This is a genomic window from Delftia sp. JD2 (assembly GCF_001682645.1).
GTDB classification, from domain to species: Bacteria; Pseudomonadota; Gammaproteobacteria; order Burkholderiales; family Burkholderiaceae_C; genus Comamonas; species Comamonas acidovorans.
Genome location: NZ_LFJT01000011.1, coordinates 35,446 through 54,336, shown reverse-complemented (window position 1 = coordinate 54,336; position 18,891 = coordinate 35,446). Strand labels below are relative to the sequence as shown.

13 protein-coding genes and 2 pseudogenes are annotated in these 18,891 nt (G+C 53.1%); 7 read left to right on the top strand and 8 right to left on the bottom strand.

Features of this window, described 5'->3' with window-relative positions; genetic code table 11:
- Positions 1-167: 167 nt before the first annotated feature.
- The 4 genes from qatD to ACM14_RS08445 form a co-directional block, all read right to left on the bottom strand.
- Positions 168-914, bottom strand: a complete 747-nt coding sequence (gene qatD / locus ACM14_RS30550) for a Qat anti-phage system TatD family nuclease QatD (protein WP_084027331.1) — start codon at positions 912-914, stop codon at positions 168-170.
- A complete protein-coding gene (qatC, locus tag ACM14_RS08455; protein ID WP_065345896.1) occupies positions 914-2,176 on the bottom strand; it encodes a Qat anti-phage system QueC-like protein QatC in 1,263 nt (420 codons plus the stop codon). Before qatC ends, qatD begins: the two co-directional genes overlap by 1 nt.
- A complete protein-coding gene (locus tag ACM14_RS32240; RefSeq protein WP_217284927.1) occupies positions 2,173-2,646 on the bottom strand; it encodes a hypothetical protein in 474 nt (157 codons plus the stop codon). The genes qatC and ACM14_RS32240 overlap by 4 nt, the downstream gene beginning before the upstream one ends.
- 377 nt (positions 2,647-3,023) lie before the next feature.
- A complete protein-coding gene (locus tag ACM14_RS08445; RefSeq protein WP_254662023.1) occupies positions 3,024-4,940 on the bottom strand; it encodes a P-loop NTPase fold protein in 1,917 nt (638 codons plus the stop codon).
- A gap of 565 nt (positions 4,941-5,505) precedes the next feature.
- Here ACM14_RS08445 and ACM14_RS32025 point away from each other — a divergent pair.
- The 5 genes and pseudogenes from ACM14_RS32025 to ACM14_RS08425 form a co-directional block, all read left to right on the top strand.
- Entirely contained in the window at positions 5,506-6,063 is a 558-nt protein-coding gene (locus ACM14_RS32025) for an HAD domain-containing protein (RefSeq protein WP_175403255.1), read from the top strand.
- A gap of 1,251 nt (positions 6,064-7,314) precedes the next feature.
- Positions 7,315-8,154 carry a hypothetical protein gene (locus tag ACM14_RS31465; protein WP_139093400.1) on the top strand — a complete coding sequence of 280 codons (840 nt, stop codon included), beginning with the start codon at positions 7,315-7,317 and terminating at the stop codon, positions 8,152-8,154.
- Entirely contained in the window at positions 8,151-9,218 is a 1,068-nt protein-coding gene (locus tag ACM14_RS30535; protein WP_084027328.1) for an OmpA family protein, read from the top strand. The genes ACM14_RS31465 and ACM14_RS30535 overlap by 4 nt, the downstream gene beginning before the upstream one ends.
- Before the next feature lie 494 nt (positions 9,219-9,712).
- On the top strand, positions 9,713-10,072 hold the full coding sequence (locus tag ACM14_RS08430) for an H-NS family nucleoid-associated regulatory protein (RefSeq protein ID WP_065345942.1): 360 nt from the start codon (positions 9,713-9,715) through the stop codon (positions 10,070-10,072).
- A 355-nt stretch (positions 10,073-10,427) separates the two neighbouring features.
- A pseudogene (locus ACM14_RS08425) lies at positions 10,428-10,754 on the top strand (integrase core domain-containing protein); the annotation flags it as partial.
- A gap of 206 nt (positions 10,755-10,960) precedes the next feature.
- On the opposite strand, the gene ACM14_RS31460 reads toward ACM14_RS08425, so the two are convergent.
- From ACM14_RS31460 to ACM14_RS31445, 4 genes are read right to left on the bottom strand one after another with little or no spacing between them, the layout of a single operon-like run.
- Complete coding sequence (locus ACM14_RS31460) at positions 10,961-12,226, bottom strand: tyrosine-type recombinase/integrase (protein ID WP_139093399.1); 1,266 nt, start codon at positions 12,224-12,226, stop codon at positions 10,961-10,963.
- Positions 12,226-12,870, bottom strand: coding sequence for a hypothetical protein (locus tag ACM14_RS31455; RefSeq protein ID WP_139093398.1), 645 nt, complete (start codon positions 12,868-12,870; stop codon positions 12,226-12,228). The genes ACM14_RS31460 and ACM14_RS31455 overlap by 1 nt, the downstream gene beginning before the upstream one ends.
- Positions 12,867-15,053, bottom strand: a complete 2,187-nt coding sequence (locus ACM14_RS31450) for a hypothetical protein (RefSeq protein WP_139093397.1) — start codon at positions 15,051-15,053, stop codon at positions 12,867-12,869. The genes ACM14_RS31455 and ACM14_RS31450 overlap by 4 nt, the downstream gene beginning before the upstream one ends.
- On the bottom strand, positions 15,050-16,846 hold the full coding sequence (locus tag ACM14_RS31445; protein WP_139093396.1) for a hypothetical protein: 1,797 nt from the start codon (positions 16,844-16,846) through the stop codon (positions 15,050-15,052). The genes ACM14_RS31450 and ACM14_RS31445 overlap by 4 nt, the downstream gene beginning before the upstream one ends.
- A gap of 146 nt (positions 16,847-16,992) precedes the next feature.
- Here ACM14_RS31445 and ACM14_RS08420 point away from each other — a divergent pair.
- Together ACM14_RS08420 and ACM14_RS08415 are read left to right on the top strand one after the other, a co-directional pair.
- A pseudogene (locus ACM14_RS08420) lies at positions 16,993-18,489 on the top strand (FMN-binding glutamate synthase family protein); the annotation flags it as partial.
- A 114-nt stretch (positions 18,490-18,603) separates the two neighbouring features.
- Entirely contained in the window at positions 18,604-18,882 is a 279-nt protein-coding gene (locus tag ACM14_RS08415; protein WP_013802944.1) for a hypothetical protein, read from the top strand.
- Positions 18,883-18,891 lie beyond the last annotated feature (9 nt).

Genomic DNA, 18,891 nt, shown 5'->3' with positions numbered 1-18,891 from the left:
TGCGTCTCCCGATTTATTTTCAGTTGCCGCTCGAGCAGCCTAGGCAACTGTCCGTTTCACTTGCTGGTCGAACCCTCTCACACTCATGGTCAAGAGTAGTTCGCTTGACCGCAAGCGGTGACATCTCAGCAAAGCTATCGCCAAATCAAAACGTCTCACCATGGCCATCAAGCTGCTGGCGGCCATCCCATGATGGCAAGTAGCCGCCTCCCGTTCGACACCAAGATGGCTTGGGCTTCGCCAGCAGAACAGTCCCAAATCGGTGAAAAAAGCGCCGCGGTTTTCTCTATGCTCCATGGCGGTAGAGGTACTCCATCTGAGGAGGCAAACGGCCCATCGGTTTCAGGAAGGACTCTGTCGCGCGGTAGCTTGGTCATCAACGAGCGTCCAGCAGCACTTGCAAATGCAGCCGGTCCAATGCTGAACCAACACCCCATACGGTGCGCCGTCGCCATCTCTGAAGCAGTCCCGCTAAACCAGTGGAGTACAGCTGTTCCAAAGCCTGGGTATTTAAGCAAAATAGGCAGGACCTCTTTCACCGCCCCACGAGAATGGATGCTAAGGACCCGCCCTCCAAGCTCCTTGCTTCTTGCCACGACGGCTTCAAACACCCTGCGCTGGTCTATCAAAGTGGGCTTGAAGCGGTACGTGCCGTCGATGCCAACCTCCCCAACCGCTCGGCAGCGCACCATCTGCTCAAGCAACAGCGTCAGCTCGCCAGCACGTTCACCGACAAGTTCAGGATGCAAGCCCGGCGAAATGAGTACACGAGGAAGACACCCAAGAACCCTCGAAGTAGCTTCGTAGGCGCGTGGGCTGGTGGTTACTAGCCAAGTGAACTCGTTGCGACGTGACGCCTCACGGGAGACTTCCTTCGCTCCCGGGTAAAGGTCGAGGTGGCAGTGAAAATCCATCAGAGAACGCCGTCCCTCCGTAGTATCGCCTCAACCTCAGATAAGCCGTCGCCCAGGACTTTGCGATAGGAGGCGCGCTCAGCTGCGTCCGCGAAGCCGAGGGTAGCGCCAAGGAAGCGGTCGAGTCCTTGCTTCTCCACGCTGAGCACCGCCAGAGCTGCTGCCATTGCATCATCGGGTCCAGACGACTTGTCTGATTCTGCAAGGGATTCATGGACATAAGTTGTTCTGTCGCGCCCTGGTCCCCAAGCGTGGAAGGCACCTTTACGAATCATGCAAGGTACACATCGGCCGCAGTGCGTTCTGTTGTACGTACGAAAGCGTCCACAGCTTGTTGTAGTGGAAGCAAGCTCATCCAGGAGGTCCTTATCCAGGCACCCTTCAAGCATTTGCCCCTTGGTCTTAAACCGATAAGGGAGCTCTAGAACAACCTTGACGCCCAACCCATCCAGCAGCGTCTGCATCATGGCGATGAACTGAGGGTGAGTTGTCTTCGTGCTCAAGCTCGAGACACGACCAGGTACCAGGGGCGGGTTGATGCAGATGAAACCATTCTCAGGAACGAAAATTTGTACGCGTTCACCCGAAAGCCGAGACGCCGCCAAAACCGCGAAAGCATAGAAGGCAAGCGACCGGGCTCGCGTTGACGGCTCGCGCTGCCCCTTGAACGTGATGCCATGACTCCATTGCCAATGCGAGTTGGGCCCTCCCAGTCTTTTGGCATAGGCTATCTGCCGTGGCGAGTCGTCATGGGCAAGCTGCGACACAAAGACAGGGCGCCGTTTTTCGGTAACCAGGTCGATGCCACCCACCAAGCTATCGAGTCCTCCTGAGAGCAGGCAAACACAGTCGTGAGGAACAGCGGTCGCTGTACCTGCGGGGAGAGCTTCCCCGCCCCCCAGTAAGCGAATGGTCCAGTGGTCGCCTGTGAGGAGCTTTAGCATGTTGGCCAGATGCTCTTCGTAGCCAATCCACCGCAACGGCTCATGCAAACCGACGGTAAGCTCGATGACACGAGTCCAGCCATCTGCGCTCGTAGCTCTGGGGCATGCCAAGTCTGCTGCGCAGGCCGCCAAGCAGAACTGTACGAAGTCCCACGTTGCTGCATCGGGTGCGAAGCCATCCCGCTTCAGCGCGCGCTTCCAAGTGTTGGCAATGTTTCCGACGCCTTCCCGACCTGCACTCTTGAAGAACGAGAACGCTTGCTCATCCGGCTGAAATTTCGCTGGCAGGCTGTCAGCGCTGGTGCAGAGTATTTTCATTCGCCAAACACCTCCAAAGTTGCAGCGAGAACATCACGAGCAAGGCCATGAGCATCCATGGGACGCGGCCCCAGCTTGTCCAATTCAAGTCGGACCAGGCCATGCACGTATTCGCGAATTTCGTTCCGAACAAGCTGTACATCCTGGGGTGTGTACTTCAACTTTTCATAGGTCTGACCCAGCAGCAGGTCGACGCGGTTGCAGATGTCATTTCCTATCGTGAAGCCTATGACGTCTGCGATTTGCTGGTCGGTCAGGTTGAAAAGGTCGACCTCTGGTGAAGTTTCGAACAGCATGGAAAAAGTTTCAGCTGCAGCATTGCGCAGCGAGTCTTCATCAATGCTTCCTGAGTCAGGAATGACAGCTTTGATGACCTCAAGAACGAGGTCATCGGGTGCCAGACTTGCAGCCCGAATACGCTGAACCCAATTGACAACGGACTGGTCTGAACCGTCGCGAGCTTGGGCCAAGAATTGACCCAGTGCGCCAGCTCCTTGAGCTGTTGCTCGCATTGTTCTAGCAGCCCGTGCTGGACCTCCCATCCCTCTGCTAACCATCCTCTTGGCCGCTGACCTGATATCCCCACCGCCACCGCCTCGCAACGCTCCCGCCAAGGCGCCTCGCGCCCCCGCCAAGCGCCTCGCTGGGTTCATCGGGGGGTACTGCGATTCCGGTGCTGCATTGCCGTCTGGTGCGTCGCTGGCGCCATCACTTTTCCCGCCTCCATCGCCGGTGCCTCCTCCGCCACCTCCGCCGCCGCCCCCGGCGCCGCCAGCAGGACTATCTAACCACTCAGGGTCGAAAGGTGAGCGTGGGCCGCCGCCTTTGCATGAAGTAGAAGTTCCCATCAGTTCCCTCTTTTGTCCATTTGCTCAAGAGCACGCTTCAATCTTGGGCTGCTATCCGCATGTGCTGCCCAAGACGCGAGCACGGGTTTAGCCCACAGCTGATTCGAAAGCACTGGAACCATTCCGGCGCCAACGGAGCCAGGCGGTGCTGTACCCAGTAGCTCGGCTGCCAATGCACCATGCTGAGGGAACACCTTGCAAGTTTCGATGAGCACTAGCACGTCAGCTGCCCCGGCCCAAGTGCGCTTGGACGATTGAAGATTCCAGGCTCTGGCCATCGCCAAGCCAGCTTGGATTTGCCCGGCTTTAAAGATGTTTTCTGACAGCGGTGCGTTGGCTGCAGTAGCCGCTGCCAGTGCGTCGCGTAGCGCTCTACCGACAGCAGTCAACTCATCCACCCCAAAGTCCCGTGTATCAGTGTCTCGACTCAGATGGAGTAACGGACGAAGGTCGACATCCCCGAGCGGGGGCTCGAGCTGCAGCCACTGCATAACGAACGGGTCCGGCGAGTCAAACGGGGTCGGCAGTTCTTTCTGAGCCGCACTCGCTTCCTCCGCAGCCTTCAAGATGGGTACTCGCCCATCAGACTCGGATGTCACCAAATTCGATAGTGCTGCAGCAAGTTCAGGTGCACAGCGCTCGACCAAATGCCACTTGGCCAGTGCTTTCAGGTCCAGTTCAATGCCTTGAGGTTGGGCTAGGCTGGCACGAAGGAAGACGGTGTTGAGGAACCTCTTCATCAGCCGTGGATTGCCGTTGACCGCGAGTGACCTTGTCAACAGTGGCGCGAGTCCATCGGCCAACTTCATCAGGTCCACCATGTGCTTGTCGCCCACGCCCACCAGGGACTCCAAGAAGTCGAGCGTCACAGCGTCGCCTCGCCAAGCTTCGCGAAGCCTTGCCGACACGGCTTCCAGTGCGATATCGAACGCCTGCTTGGTAAAAACCTCGTCATCCCTTGCTCGCTGCATGAGCAACAACGCGATGTATGCCTTCGACTCGTTGACACCCAAACGAGGAACTTGCAGCGGAACCTGAATAAGTTTGTCGAAGTAGTTCGTTGCGACTTCATCTTTGATGCCAGTGCCGGCAAAGTGGACTCGAACGGCGCCTTTGATGAAGTCGTTATCAGCGGCTACAACGAAGGCGCTGCGCTTGATGAACAGCAGCAGCCGAATGGACTCAAGAGTCGAGATGGCGGTCTTGGGAAGGCATCGGTCTAGGTCGTCGACGAAGACCACCAAGGTTATTTTCAACTCCTCAAGCAGTGCTTCCAGCGCCTGACGGAAAGCCTGAATTTCGCCTGGCAGTGACAGCGGCTCGGCAGGCTTGATGAGTCCAATGTCAGCCTCTTTTTTTCCTGCCTCGGCAGCTTCGCTCCCTTCTCCGATGAGGCCAAAACGCTTCATCGCACGTCCAACCAAGCCAACCGGCACCCCGGTGAAGTACGTGGCTGCTGCCTCGCCACCAAGCTGCACAAGTCGTAAAACGTTTATGCGCTTTAGAAGTGCCTTAGCCTTGTCGTAGAGTTCCTGGTTGGCTCGTGCCTGAGCAAGAACCTCGTCACCCACTAGCTGTAGCAGCGCGTTTCTGGCGCTATCGAAGTCCTGGTACAGCCAAGGATTGAAAGTGACAACTACATAAGTGTTTTTTACGGGATTGTTAAGAGCCTCAAGACGCGCTGCCACCATCTTTACCAGCGAGGTCTTCCCAGCTCCCCAGCCACCGGAGACGCCTACCGAGATAGGTTCTCCTCGGGCTTGCTGGAGCAGCTTGGCACACGCGTCTGCTACGACGCCAAAGTTCAAATAGTCGACGGTTGTCTCGTTGTCGTGCCACACCTGTTTTTCCTCCCGATTAGGCTTTTCCCGAAGTTGAGAAATTTGATTGTTTATGCTGAAGGGCTGACTTCGCATGAGCTTACAGGTGTCAGGGATACTTTCAATTCCGTAGAAATACGTGTAACTCGAAATTTTGTAGATTTGGAGAAATTGTGAGATGCCTGTCCAGTCACGTACAAAGGTAATGCAAGCTTGGCGCTTTCTCTAATGGGCTTCCAAGGACAGGTGTTTTCCAGGAAGAAATGTTTGCGAGTGCTTGCTAGAAGGTGGGGGGGTTTTACGGTGCTTATTGATAATAAAGAGCCAAGAAGGACTGGATGGCCATTATTGGTTCGATTCGCTGCGCGCAAAAAACTGTCAGAAATGCGGCAGCAGCCCAAGACTTCTTTGTTCTCTCTCTTCCTGTACCAAGCCTGCGCGTAGCACGAGGGTCACAAGAGGAATGAGGCGTGCAACCATCGCCGGTAGGCCAGGAGGCCCCGTCTCAGAGAGCATCGGGTTTTTGCCAACGGCCTAGGGTCACGAGCAACTAGAGCGTCGACTGTGGCTAAACACTTGTCCAGGCAGCTACCTGCCCGCTTTCGCGCACAGTGGCCCTAAACTCCCGACCTGCTTGTAAATTTAGAAAGCGACGAACCACATGCACGCCTCAGAGACCTCCCCGCGCGGGCTGCTGCTTCTCGATATTGATGACGTACTGTGTCTCTCGAACCCGTACGGTGTTTACCACGCACGCGGTGCGCTATCGCGGCCTAACGATGAGCCCAAGGACATTTGGAAGAAGCTGTTCCAAGCTACGGCAGTTGGAGCACTGCAAGAGTTGATGACGCAGTGCCGACCTAACGTTGTGCTCACGAGTAGTTGGCTCGAAATTTTTGACCGGCAGCATTTTGTTGAGGTCTTCAAACGTACAAGCCTTGGCGCGGTGGCCGACAACTTGCACATTCACTGGGACGCACCAGCAGACCTAGGCGTCTCCCGCCAGGTCGCGATTGCTAGGTGGCTTGAGGCTCATCATCAAGGGGAGCCGCTCCTGATTCTCGATGACCTGCGGAGCGGAGAGAGTTTGGTCGAATCAGAATGGGCTGCCGCCGGTCATCAGATTCTGTGCGAAGTCGACCAAGGCTTCCATCGGGGGTTGCTGCCCGCTGCAATTAGTGCGCTGCGAACCCCATACGTGAAGCCACCATACTGGTGACCGTGGCCGAGCGGATGTGCGCGAGCCCGTAGGCCCAAGCAAATGATGAAAAGAGCCAGCCCATCTGCACAGGGGCCAGATTCAGCTCCTTGGCCATTCCAGAGCCAGCCACGGACAACGTTGCTCGGTCCCCTGTACTGAAGGCCAGAACGACGGTAATGAGTGCAAGGATGAGATAAAGCTGTCGGTTCCGCAGCATGAGACATGTCTCCATTGGGATTGTTTGTTGAGAGCGGCGGACGGAGCGACATGCGCGGCGAAGCCAGTGCGTCTAGGCGCAAACCAGAGACGTGACTGGTCTTCGCCAGCTTGGGGGAAATTGTGAGATGAGCTACCGCTTGGCTCAAGAAGGCCCGAGAGACAACCGATTCAGATGTCCCAGATGGTGAGACGAGGCTTTGCCTTTACGTGGAAGTACATACCGCCTGTACTTACCCGGAAACGTCTTGCCCTCGGCGATGTTTTCATCATCGACGTGGCTGGGCGTTCACCGCGTCAGTGAACGACACATCGATAGGAGGAGACCACCACAGACCAAGTACGCCCCACCCAACCACTTGAGCGCGGTCAGCCAGTGCGCTGATGACTCCAGCAGCGTCCCTATGCCTAAGGTACACATGGCGATGATTCAGATGAATCCCAGAAGCCCGCCCGCGATGGTCACAAGTGCACGGCGCAGCAATTTTTCCAACGCAAGCAGCTCGATGCTCTGGTGCTGGGCTTGCCGTGGCAGCGCTTCAGTGAGGCCGGGGTTATCACCCTCATCTGACGCGTGACGTGGCGGTGGCCATCAATCGGGAGATGTGCCAATAGCTGCGCAGGGTTGATTGGGCAGACTGTGCCCCATGGACGTTGCGACCAACACGCTCTTGCATCTGAAAGCAGAAGAACTGCGTGAGATGGTGCAGTCGCTGCGCCAAACGGTCTACCAACCCAACGGGATAGCTGGTACATGAGCTGTGGCCGCATCCCTAGCAGCCGCTAGGCTAGCCCCCGCACCCCCTTGTCAAGATGAGTTTGCCGCTGGCTTAATAGATGAGAATGGTTATGCGAACTCTCGGCGCTCAAATCAACGACATTGTGTCGGGGGCTGCCCGCCAAGACTGCAAGAGTTGAGGGTAAATGCCAGGGTATTGAAATGACCCTGAAAACAGCGTGCATCCTCACACCATTCGGGTGAGTGGGTTACGTCACGAAGGGGAAAAATCCATTCGTACTTCTTCAGCTTTAATTCCAAAGTAGAGGGAAAGAATGATGCTCAAAGTTCTAGCCATAGCCGTGCTAGCCACGCTTTCTTTGAGGGTGTCGGCTCAAGATTGTGGGCCGACTCCGTATTCCGTCGCACTCAAACAAGCCAAAGGACAAATCACAGTTACAGTTCCCGAGGGACTGCAAAGCATTTCCCCTGGTGACGCCAGACTGACTGCAGATTTTGTTCGTCGGATGTTCTCTGCGACGGCACCAACAGTGCTGGACGAAGTTTTGAGCGCCTACGACTGTCATGTCACGAAGGCCATCGACAAAAGCAAGCCGAGCGAAGAGAGGCGGGCGGCGCTGTTGGATGCTTGGTCTGAGGTTAAAGCACAAATGAATGATGCTGCCGTCAGGTTTGCGGATGCGTGGAATAAGAGTACGGATGCCGGGCTGGCAGCGAGTCCTCTCAATGACAAGAAGGACCTCACCGCCGACGAGAAGGCGCTAGCCAGCTTTGTCCAAAAAATTCCGACGGATAACTTTCTTGTAGCGACCAGCGGAGGGCTATACGCCACCGCAACATACAACGGACTACCAATCAACGCGTGCGCTGGTTTCGTTCGCTCAGCTCTGATGGACAATGAAGCAGGCATTCAATACTACGCGGCGGCCCTCCGGCCAGCCTTGGTGGCCTACGTCTCATCTGTCAGGAATGGCTCTCGCGATGCAAAGATGAAGTTATGGACTCAAGCCAGAAACGTCCAAGCTACGCAGTATTCAAGTTCAAAGACAAGTACGGAGATGGAGATTTGCAAGACAACTGTACCAACTCCAGTATCACCAGCCATGCCTGCATCCGAGACGGCTTCTGCCGCGACGTTGGCAGGTGAACAATGAGCGGCATCTATTTCAGCCGAATAAGCAAGGTTTGGCAGTTTTCCTTTGCATCCGTTGCTACGCTGGTGTTGACCGGATGCGGCACGTTATGGGGACCTACAGAGGCAGAACGGCGTGTTCGCGAACAATGCACAGATATCACAAGCCTCATCCGGAAGAACTACAACATTGGTGGAAACTTCGCGGCTGTGGTCGCCAAACTTGGATTTCATTGGGCATCCACTGGAGTAGTGCTCAGTGGAGAGGCGAGCGAGAGGCTCATTCAGTTGGACTATCTCTGCCGACAATACGCGACCGGCAAAATTTCGTCCGATGACTGGGCTAATTTACAAAATTCGTACATTATTTCCAGCGTCAAGTCAGCGCAGGGTAATACATCGCCTGAGGCACAAAAACAGTTGAAAGAGAATCTGGAGAGTCTCAGAAAATCGACTGAACAGCTTTCAAAACTGCGTGGAGGCGCCTCCTCGCCGGTTCCGACGACAGAAGAGATTTTGAAAGCTGCGGCTAAAACTTCTAATGACGACCTTCGTTTCAAACTTGACGCGATATTCATCAATTACAGCAAAGTTTTGTCTGTGGACAGTGAGCTGCTGTCGGCTCAGCTTAAAAGTACGCAGCAAGAGATGGCGCTTTTACGCGCCATGCTTGAGCGGACTCTGGAAATATTGCCAAAACCGCCTGTTGTCGAAGGTTTACCGAAAGTTCAGCCACCTACTTGGACTGCTGTTGCGGGCTTTAAGGTGCAGTTCGCCTTGAACGATTCGGAGTTGAGTGATGCTGCGAAAGCATCGCTGAAAGCGCAACTCAGTGGCCTCATGAACGAACTCGATTATCGAGTCCAACTGACCGGCTACACCGACGCATCGGGCTCCGCAGTGCTGAACGAACGTTTGAGTGTTGCTAGAGCTGAAGAAACGCGTGATTTTCTTGTGGATGACCTCGGGCTAGACACCTCGAAGGTGTTTTTGCGTGGGAGTGGTCACACACCAAGCCGGCTGGTGCAGGGAAATGCCGGTCGTGTCGTTGAAGTGCGTGTCCAAGTTCTCGCAGTTACCAAGTAGGCAGCTTGCACTATTGCTCACGGCTCGGTGCGTGCACGAGGTCTGCCTTTTGCAGAGTGGGCGTGAGATAGAGGTCGTAAGCGCGTCCAGCCGCCCAGCACACCAGCCCCATCAACTCGATGCCAGCGTTCATCGCGTTACGCCTGCCCAACGCCGATGCTGAGACCGTTTGGACCAAGCTCAAGGTCGAACTGCGCAAGGGGCCACTGTCCATGGCCAACCCAACGGGCAACCTTGGTACATGACCTGTTGCCGTATCGCTGGCGAGGTGCCTGGGAGGGCCTCACCAAGGGCGTGAAGTATGGCCGCCCGACAGTCTGCTCGCGTCCTGCAGGTGTGACGAGGTTGTGTGATTCCTGCCCCTCGTGGGCCTGTGCTACGCCTGTGTGAGCGTTGATGGTGATTTGCTTAGCGTGCATCCGTTCAGCGGTTAGAAGGCTCGATAATTCATGATTGAGTGCAACGAAGTGCTCACAAACATACAAGGTAGAAACATGAACTTGAAAGAGCTGCTCGCGGCCAAGGCTGCGCTCGACGCAGAAATTGCAACAGCAAGAAAAGGTGAGTCGGCCGCCGCGCTGCGACGCGTGCAAGAGCTCGTCAGCGAGTTTGGGTTCACGATGCAGCAAGTCTTCCCGCTCGTCCCGCTCAAAGATAAAAATGCAGGTGAGGCAAAGTACCAAGACCCTGACACGGGGAAAACGTGGACAGGCCGCGGGAAGCCTCCAACGTGGATTGTTGGCAAGAATCGCGAGGACTTCTTGATTGTCCAGCCCGAACACGAATCACACCAGCGGGCGCCTTACCTGGCTGAGATGGCTGCAGCTGCAGGTCGCAACGAGCGGCCATGCTAAAGGTTTGCACTTGGGTCGGCTAGGAGCTCACGCAAAAGTGACTTGCCTGCTTGAAGTGCTGCAGCACGGTACGGGCTGCCTAAGTAGGACTTAGCTGTCAGGAAAGGGCTTGCCTATCTGAGATAGTCCCTGGTTCTCCGGCTGAGGCGGCCCACTGGGTCTCCGGCTCCCTCCTATCGCTTATCTTTGAAGATAGGGGCAGGACTGTGTATATGACTAGGCATAGCGAGTCAGAACAGCTAGTCGTGAACGACCAGTGTATGCGGTGCCGGGGCGTCAAACCTAAGACCGTGGCATGAGCGTGTCATTGGTAGCTCGGTAGGACGGCGTCTCGGCTGGACCGGCTGCCCATGCGCTGGAATTCTTGAGCGATAACGGCGGTGCCTACATCGCCGCCGAAACGAGTGCACTGGCACGCGCGCTGGGCCTGAAGCCCATCAACACGCCCCCCGTCTGCAGACCGCAGAGCAAAGGCATGGCCGAGAGCTTCGTCAACACCTTCAAGCGCGACTATGTGGCGCGCATGGACCCGCGTGACGCGCAGAGGATGCTGGCGCAATTGCCAGCAGCCTTCGAGGACTTCAACGAGGTGCATCCGCATTCCTCGCTGAAAACGCGTTCGCCTCGGGAGTTCAGGCGGCAACATGCTGCAGGGGCTGAGCAGGCGCTTTATTGCGAATAGTGCGGGGCCGGAAATACGGGGGCAACATCAAAAAAACAAAGAACTTTTTTGCCCGTGTTGCTCGAGCATGGTGCGGATAAAGTAGAACTCTAGTGGAATCGTCAGTAGCAACGAACTGCTGTTAAATCTATCGTGGTTACCTTACGAATGCATGAAACCAACTGCTTCCGATGCAGACATGTTCAAGGAACGCTCAGCGTTCGAACTTAAGAGTCCGACCCAGATTCACTGATTTGTTTTCGCAATCTTCGATTCTCTTCCTGCAGTTCTAAATTTTTTATTCTGATACGCTTCATTTCTCCTTCTTCGGCAGAGGTAATGCGGTTGAGAACTTCAGAAGTGGCGGTCATTACATATGGCATAGCTGATGCGGGGTTTGATTGCCCTAAAGCCAAAGCCGTATCTGCGAGAACCGCTTCCGCTCGTAAATCAAGCCCGTATTTAATCCGTTTGTGAATATCGACCTGTGCTGTATCTGTGCCGAACACCTTCCTAATAAAGTGTATGGAAGTTCCTTTTTTTAGACCCGATTGCTTCATAACATCGCTAAAAATGGCTGTAATTGCCCTATTGGTCAAAGGCGCTGCATCTCTAGAAGACAAAAATAGCATCCCTTTACTGATGTCTTTGCCACCATTCTTCCTCATAATCAGTGGTGCACGCTGGTCCTGTAAGAAATTAACCACTTCAATAGCAACCTCTAATGGGATAAGAACCTCGTTGTTATAATTTCTTTTCTGCGCAGATGGGCTTACGCGATGAATGTAATCGTTCTCTGCGTTAAGAATAGTATTAGGGAACTGGCTTGCAGTCAAAGAATTCAATGACCCCACCCGAAATCCGGCTTTATGCACTAAAGATGCCATGAGCATATTGCGGCGTGCGGCAAAGTCATCTATCGCAGAAAGAGAAACGTCGTCAAGAATCTTCGCCATACCGGCAGCGGTTGGAGCTATTTGCACATTGTGTTTGGAATTTGCTTCAACGCCTTCGAAGAATAATTGTGAACCTTTCCGTTTCCAGCCGTCACGATTCGTGCTGGATGCCTTGGACTTAGTAGGAAACAGAAAATGCTCAAGGGACCATCTCTTTTCTTGCTTCATCCACCACAGAAAATCCAGAATGCTTACCAACTTTGCATTCACTGTGCGCTTAGCAGTAGGTTCATGGCCTCGATGAGAATGGTCTGCTCTAGTTGCTTTCAACTCCCAGTCGCGATATAGCCGAAGGACCGAAATTGTCAAAGAACGTACATCATTTCCAGTCGCTCTACAGAATTCGAATATTCTGATGATGTGAAATAACTGTTTCTCCACGGTAAGAGGGCTTATGGTTTCCTTGCTTCGACCATAGTCCGTCACATCTCGAATTTCTCGCTCAGATGCCGTATCGAAAACATAAAATCTAGTATTTTTATTGACCACTATTTTTTCAATGCGAATATTCGCTGCTGTAGTTCTTGCTCGTCTCATTATGATTTCTTTCTCTTGGTTAAGTCCAGCAGTAAAATTTTTGCTTTGGAGCTCGGGAATGAGATATCAATTCCTAGTTTTCCACGCATTTCTAAATTTTCTTCAAGCAACCCTTCAAGCGCAGACGCAGCTTCCTTTTGAAGAGTATCGTATCGAGCATTAAGGGCTTCAAGCCTTCCCCGTAGCATAATGCTGATTTCGCGTTCAGCATCGAGTTCTCGTATGGCAATTCGTTTCAAAATTTGAGCCTCTCTGGCTTCCTGCTTAGACGATGCTATTGTCTGTAGCTTTTTTGGCTTGGTCTGAACAGATAGCGCATCTAGCACCTTTAGTGCCTCTACCAGCAATTCAAGTTGTTCTGCATTCTTGTTTAACGTCCTTTGAGTATTGCTTCGAAAGCCAGGCATCAAATTTACCAACTCTGGAGGCAGAAGCTCGCTATGCCAAAGATTGAATTGCCGCATCGTCCGTGGTAAATGATAAAGAAGGCTAGCCCTATCTACACCGGCAATAGGGCCAGCCAATTCAAGACCAGTCCTTAGCAAAGATACTTTGGTCATCAAATTCCGCAATGCCGCATCTGCGTTCCTATCCGCAACCGCTGGCTTGACTCGGCGCTTAATATTATTGCTCTTACCGTTCATCCTATGCACCTACCTCTGGTTTCACAGCGAGTCTGAATAACTCGGCGAACCGCGCTCAACGACTTCTGCAATTGGCTTGCGAGCAATGTGTGTGGTGGCAATTTTTCGAGTCTTTGAATAAGACCTGCCTCATCAGCAATAAGGTTTGCAGTGTGCTCATTAAATGATGTATGGAAAGCACAGCTGTTGCAAAGTTCTGCTGTAGCGTTCTCATGTCTAGCACCTACGGCACCAGGTTCTTGACACCTCCCCAAATGTCGTGAATTGGAGATGCCACGCCAACAGTCTCCATCAGATTTGGCTTCAACAGCGTGCCCACGACGCTTGAGCGCTTGCGCGATAGCCCGAGCCTTTCTGAGGTTATCCATCTCGGCATACGAAACATACGAGAGCATGCTTCGATGATATCTTCTAATAATCTTGCTAAACCCACCAACGACTGTCGGGTCATCCTCAATAACCAGTTGCACTAGTTCAATCAGTCTCTCGTGACCTACTACCTCCAGTTCTTCCGCAAGCTCTTGAAGGTCATTTGCATATCCAGCTTGCTGGAACGCATCTAGAGGTCCGAACAGTTCTTCTATTTTTTCGACAGGCTCACACGCATTTGTGATGTACGCGAACGTTTCCTGTGCCCGCTGATGCCCGAGCTGCTGCTGGAGTGCGGGAATCGATGGGTAGATATATCGGTATTGATACATCATGGCATAGCCTCTTCGCATCGAACGTGGTTCGTGTGGCCGTGCATACGCGGGGCACAAATTCTCAAGCGCTGCTCTACGCGCTAGATTGCCAGTTTTAGGGTTATTACCTCTTGCAGCAAAATGGCCTACATAATGCGGGCGTTCACGATAATCAATATATGAAAATACTGATTTGCTTATTTTGGTTTCTGTGCCGCATATTGATATTTTCAAGAGGTCATTAAGAATTTGATATGTCAACTTGTTAACAAAATATGGAACTCTTATTTTCGCACCTTTCTCAATGTAAAAAAACACTCTGTACAAGTCCTGCTGTGCACTTATGCAAACAATGTCGGAATCCCGTACACCTACAGTTTTATGAACAAGCTCATCAGGTCGACGTGCATTCATAAAGCCTACCATGTAGAAGCTCGCCGCATGAAAAGCATTTAATATGGCGTAGATGATATTAAAAATCTGCGTCCCACTATTGAGTTCCTTATGTGTTGCAATAGGCACTACACTGAGCAACGAGTGTAATTCCGGACTGGCTAGCAGAAGGCTCGCAGCATCTATTAACTTGAATTCTGGATTTTGTAAGAAAATCTTACTCTGTAATTGCAGTGTCGCCAAAAGTGGCTCGCGAATTTTTATATAAAATACGTAGGATGTTTGCATCAAACTTGCGAGATTTTTTGCACTGACTGTTTCGCTCCTTCTTGAGGCTCTCCCGAGCTCCATTGCAATCTTTTTGGCCGCAGGAAATGGTTTGTAGCTTAGATTCGCGCCATCAGCGAAATCATTGCAAGCGATAATAAATACCATAATTGTTCCATAGGTATATCGCTTGTTTTTCTCTGGCGGCCTACCCTGTAATTCCTCGTTAGGTAATATGCCTGCAATGGTTTGAGTATCTTCTAGTGCTAGCGTCTCCTTTTTAGAAGCGCGGATTCCTTTGCCGCTAGGGCTGACGTCCATGGGTCCAGGTATTCCAAATATTTCCCCCTTATCATGCATGTAAACATTTTTTGAATTAGTTCCAAAAACATATGCCCAGCCACCAGTGTTGTACTTGTTAAGGAAAAGAGTAAAATCATCCATTCTCCACGCGTTCGGATGATAAATTCCATTCATCCAGCCGTACTGAATAATTCTTATGTTGAATTGGAGTCTACTATATAAAAATTTGACGACACTCTTTGTTTCTATCGACCTTTCTGCAAGAGAGTTGGATATTTTCACAACAGTTTCAACTACTGCCGGATAAAATGTAATAGGGCGTGCTTCTGGATACAAACCGGACGGTGGCATCAAAATTCTTTCCAAGTCAACGCATAGCTTATCTCCATAAGCTTCCGAGAAGAATACTATTGTGTTGCCAAGTCGTGCGGTCAGTTTGCGACCCGGTTTAGCTTGCTCTTTAAATTCCTGTGGGGGAATGTCTGGATGACTGGATTTCTTTTTTCCTACTATTTTTGTTTCTACTAGTGGTTTCAAGATAATTCCTTGTCAATCGTGGTTTTCACCTGAGCATATCTAGCGGCGTATGGACCCGTCGTGCATACCTGCTCCAAAATTCTACTGAAGACCATTCTGGGTAAGTGAACTTTCTCAAACCTTGCTGGATTTTCTGACATTAATCGACCCCAAGAAATTTTATAGTAAGCAACTGTCAGTGCAACCTCTCTCATAGTTGTTATGGTTATTATTATTTTTCGATTTGGACAACCATGATTTGCGTGGCAATTTTCCGCTTTGCAGACGTTACCATCTAACCAATCCATATCTGGTGGAATTTCTGGATTGGAGCAACTTGCGCCGTCACCGATATTTCTTAAGGTAGGCCACAGCCTCTCGCGGTGTTCACTGTAGGCGGTTTGTTTCTCAATGTCTGCTGCCAATGATTTTTGAAACTGCAAATTTAGAGCAGAGTTGAGTTCCTTTTGACTATGGTCTTCTGAATATGTACTAATCACTGCCATATTCGCATGCCCCGCCATCCTCGCGGCAGCGATTGGGCCGGCTTTAGCGGATTCATAGGCTAATATTTCATTGCGAACTTGTTCGGATGTGTAAAGCGGGAGGTTGTTATACTTTTGGAAATTCTTGATTACAAGGCCCCAACTAAAATACATCTTACCCGTGTAATAGTTGATAAATAGCCTGTCGTCATTGACTATGACACCACTTCGGTTTAGGTAATCATGTCGTGTCAAAAGAAAATTAATCGCAAAAACTGCGTCCTTATCTTGACGGGAGACTAGATAAGGTGGGGTTTTGTCCTCGGTTTTCCCTTTGGCCCCCTGAATGAGAATTCCGCCTTCTAATTGCAGTATGTTGCTTTTTCTTAACTCTAGTACAGAAGATATATTCCAGGCAGTTCTAATTTGAATGGTAAGTATGCATGCATACAAAATGTCCGTATTCCCAATATGTTTGTGAGTAATAACCTGCCAAAAGCCTTGTCGGATTCCATGAATTTTCTCAAATATAAGACGCTGCACATCGTCGAAGAGTATTGGTCTATAGTTGCTTTGCTCTTCTCTTGTGATTAGGCGGGGCTCGTTGCTCACGGATTGAATTAAAGCGCTTAGCTTAATTTCGGTCGGGTAATCGTAGGCAAAATGCCTCCGCTTGTCATTAGTCCTCTGCGGTGTGCCAATCAAAAGGCTTAATTTCGATATTGTCTCTGGAGAAATATCCATGGTCCGCAAAGCTTCTATCCACGCGCACTCGTTCTTGAAACGCTCAAAACAAGTTGAACAGCTTGTCTTCAGTCGCTCGATAGTTGCCTCGCGTTTTAGTATTGACCTCGTTATTAGGTCTTTAGGGCTTGAGTGATTTAATGCGGATATCGGTTCGGGAATAGGGCTGTGACTGTCGAGCATGTCGCTGATAGTGCCTCTTCCTTTTTGAACAACTGATAGAGATTTCTTGTGCTTCTTGTCAAGCTTAGTGGATTCTGAGAACTGTCCGGTGGCTCTTAACGCATCTCGGACAACAGCACGGAAGCTAATAAGCTGACTGTTAATTGCCGTCGAAACAGTCAGGGGGTACTGGTTTTCTACTACTCTGAAAAGCTCTAACACTGCCTTAGCGGTTATTTTTTCTGGGGAAGTTTTCTGAAGAACCCTCCATTCTTTGAGATGTTTTATTCGGGGCAGCACCGCCTTGAGGTGAGGAACGATGTGGGCGTTGATGGGCGCTGCGCGACTGCTGCTATCGGCGATGGCCTTAACGGCCTCGAAAAACCATCCAGTACCCCAAACCATGTCGTCTTTTGTGAACACTGAACAGCTGTATTTCTCCGCGCCACCATGCTTCCGGCGGAGGTGAACCTCCAGTAGTGTTAGCTCTGGTGCTCGTGGCGGCTGTGTATAAGTCATAGATAACAAAGGTAGTTTTTACTAGCTTCATAGTCAAGGCTACAGCGTCGATGATCGGCCACCTGCGGTTTCTGCTGGAGTTCATCCGGCCCGAGATGCGCCAGTACTTCATCGAGTCCGACCATGAGGCGCTGCCGTTCTCGCGCGCCCAGCGCTCCCTGGTCTACCAGCGCGCCAAGGGCGACCCGGACAGCCGCCCCTTGGGCACGCAGCTCAATGTCACGGCCCAGGGCTACGAATGGGTGAACCATTCCATGCAGCCCACCAGGCTGGCCTCGCATGATTTCCGCATCACCATCGGCTGCGCCGATGAAGGCACCTCGCCCTGCACCCAGCCCTACAGCGCCAGCATCTTCAACATCTCGGCCATGAGCTTCGGCGCGCTGTCGGCCAATGCCATCCTGGCGCTGAACAAGGGCGCGAAGATGGGCGGCTTTGCGCACGACACGGGCGAGGGCTCCATCAGCCAGCACCACCGCGTGCACGGCGGCGACCTGATCTGGGAGGTGGCCTCGGGCTACTTCGGCTGCCGCAACGACGATGGCAGCTTCAACGAAGAAAAATTCATCGCCAACGCCACCGACCCGCAGGTCAAGCTCATCGAGATCAAGCTCAGCCAGGGCGCCAAGCCCGGCCACGGCGGCATGCTGCTGGGCGCCAAGGTCACCCCTGAGATCGCCGCCGCGCGCGGCGTGCCCGTGGGTGTGGACTGCATCAGCCCGTCCAGCCACAGCGCCTTCAAGACACCGGTGGAGATGATGCATTTCATCGCCCGCCTGCGCGAGAAGTCGGGCGGCAAGCCCACGGGCTTCAAGTTCTGCGTGGGCCATCCCTGGGAGTGGTTCGCCATCGTCAAGGCCATGCAGGAGACGGACATCACGCCGGACTTCATCGTGGTCGATGGCGCCGAGGGCGGCACGGGCGCGGCGCCGGTGGAGTTCACCGACCACGTGGGCGTGCCGCTGCAGGAAGGGCTGCTGCTGGTGCACAACACGCTGATCGGCGTGGGCCTGCGCCACCGCATCAAGATCGGCGCGGCCGGCAAGGTGATCACGGCCTTCGACATCGCGCGCATGATGGCGCTGGGCGCCGACTGGTGCAATGCCGGGCGCGGCTTCATGATGGCCCTGGGCTGCATCCAGGCGCAGAACTGCCACACCGGCCACTGCCCCACGGGCGTGGCCACGCAGGACGCGGCGCGCCAGAAGGCCCTGGTCGTGCCCGACAAGGCCACGCGCGTGGCCAACTTCCACGACAAGACCCTGCATGCGCTGCAGGAGCTGGTGCAGGCTGCGGGCCTGGAGCACCCTTGCGACATCACGTCCCACCACATCGTGCGGCGCATCTCCGACACCGAGGTGCGGCAGCTGGCCAACCTGGTCCTGCGCGTGGAGCCCGGCGCGCTGCTGGGGCCGCTGGACAAGCAGCACAGCGTGTTCAAGCTCTACTGGCCGGGCGCCAGCGCCCACACCTTCCAGTTCGCGCCGCCCACGCTCAAGCCTTCTGCGCCGCAGGCCAAGGCGCAGGCGGCAGGCCAGCCTGCATAGAGACGCCACGCACAGAAGACAGGCGCCACAGACCACAGCCGATTACAGGTTTTAACAACCCTCGGGGATAATGCGCCCCGAGAACTTGGTGCACAACTGTATTTTTCTGTGTAAATGAAAACTATTTTGGTTCGCATTGCAGCTGCCGTCTTCGGCGGCTATGCCTTCACCTGGGGCTTCATCGCCCTGGGCGTGGTGCTGATGTTTGCCGCCGGAATGGAGTTCCACGATGCCGAGCATCTGGGCTACATCCTCGGCTTCCTGGTGTTTCTGACGGTGTTCCTCTGGGCCTTTGCCGCCCAGAGCCTCCCTCGCGTCTGGGCCGTGCTGGCCGGTGGCGGCATTGTCATGACCGGCTGCGCATCGCTGCTCCAGCAGATGCTGCTGCCCTGATCCGGAGAT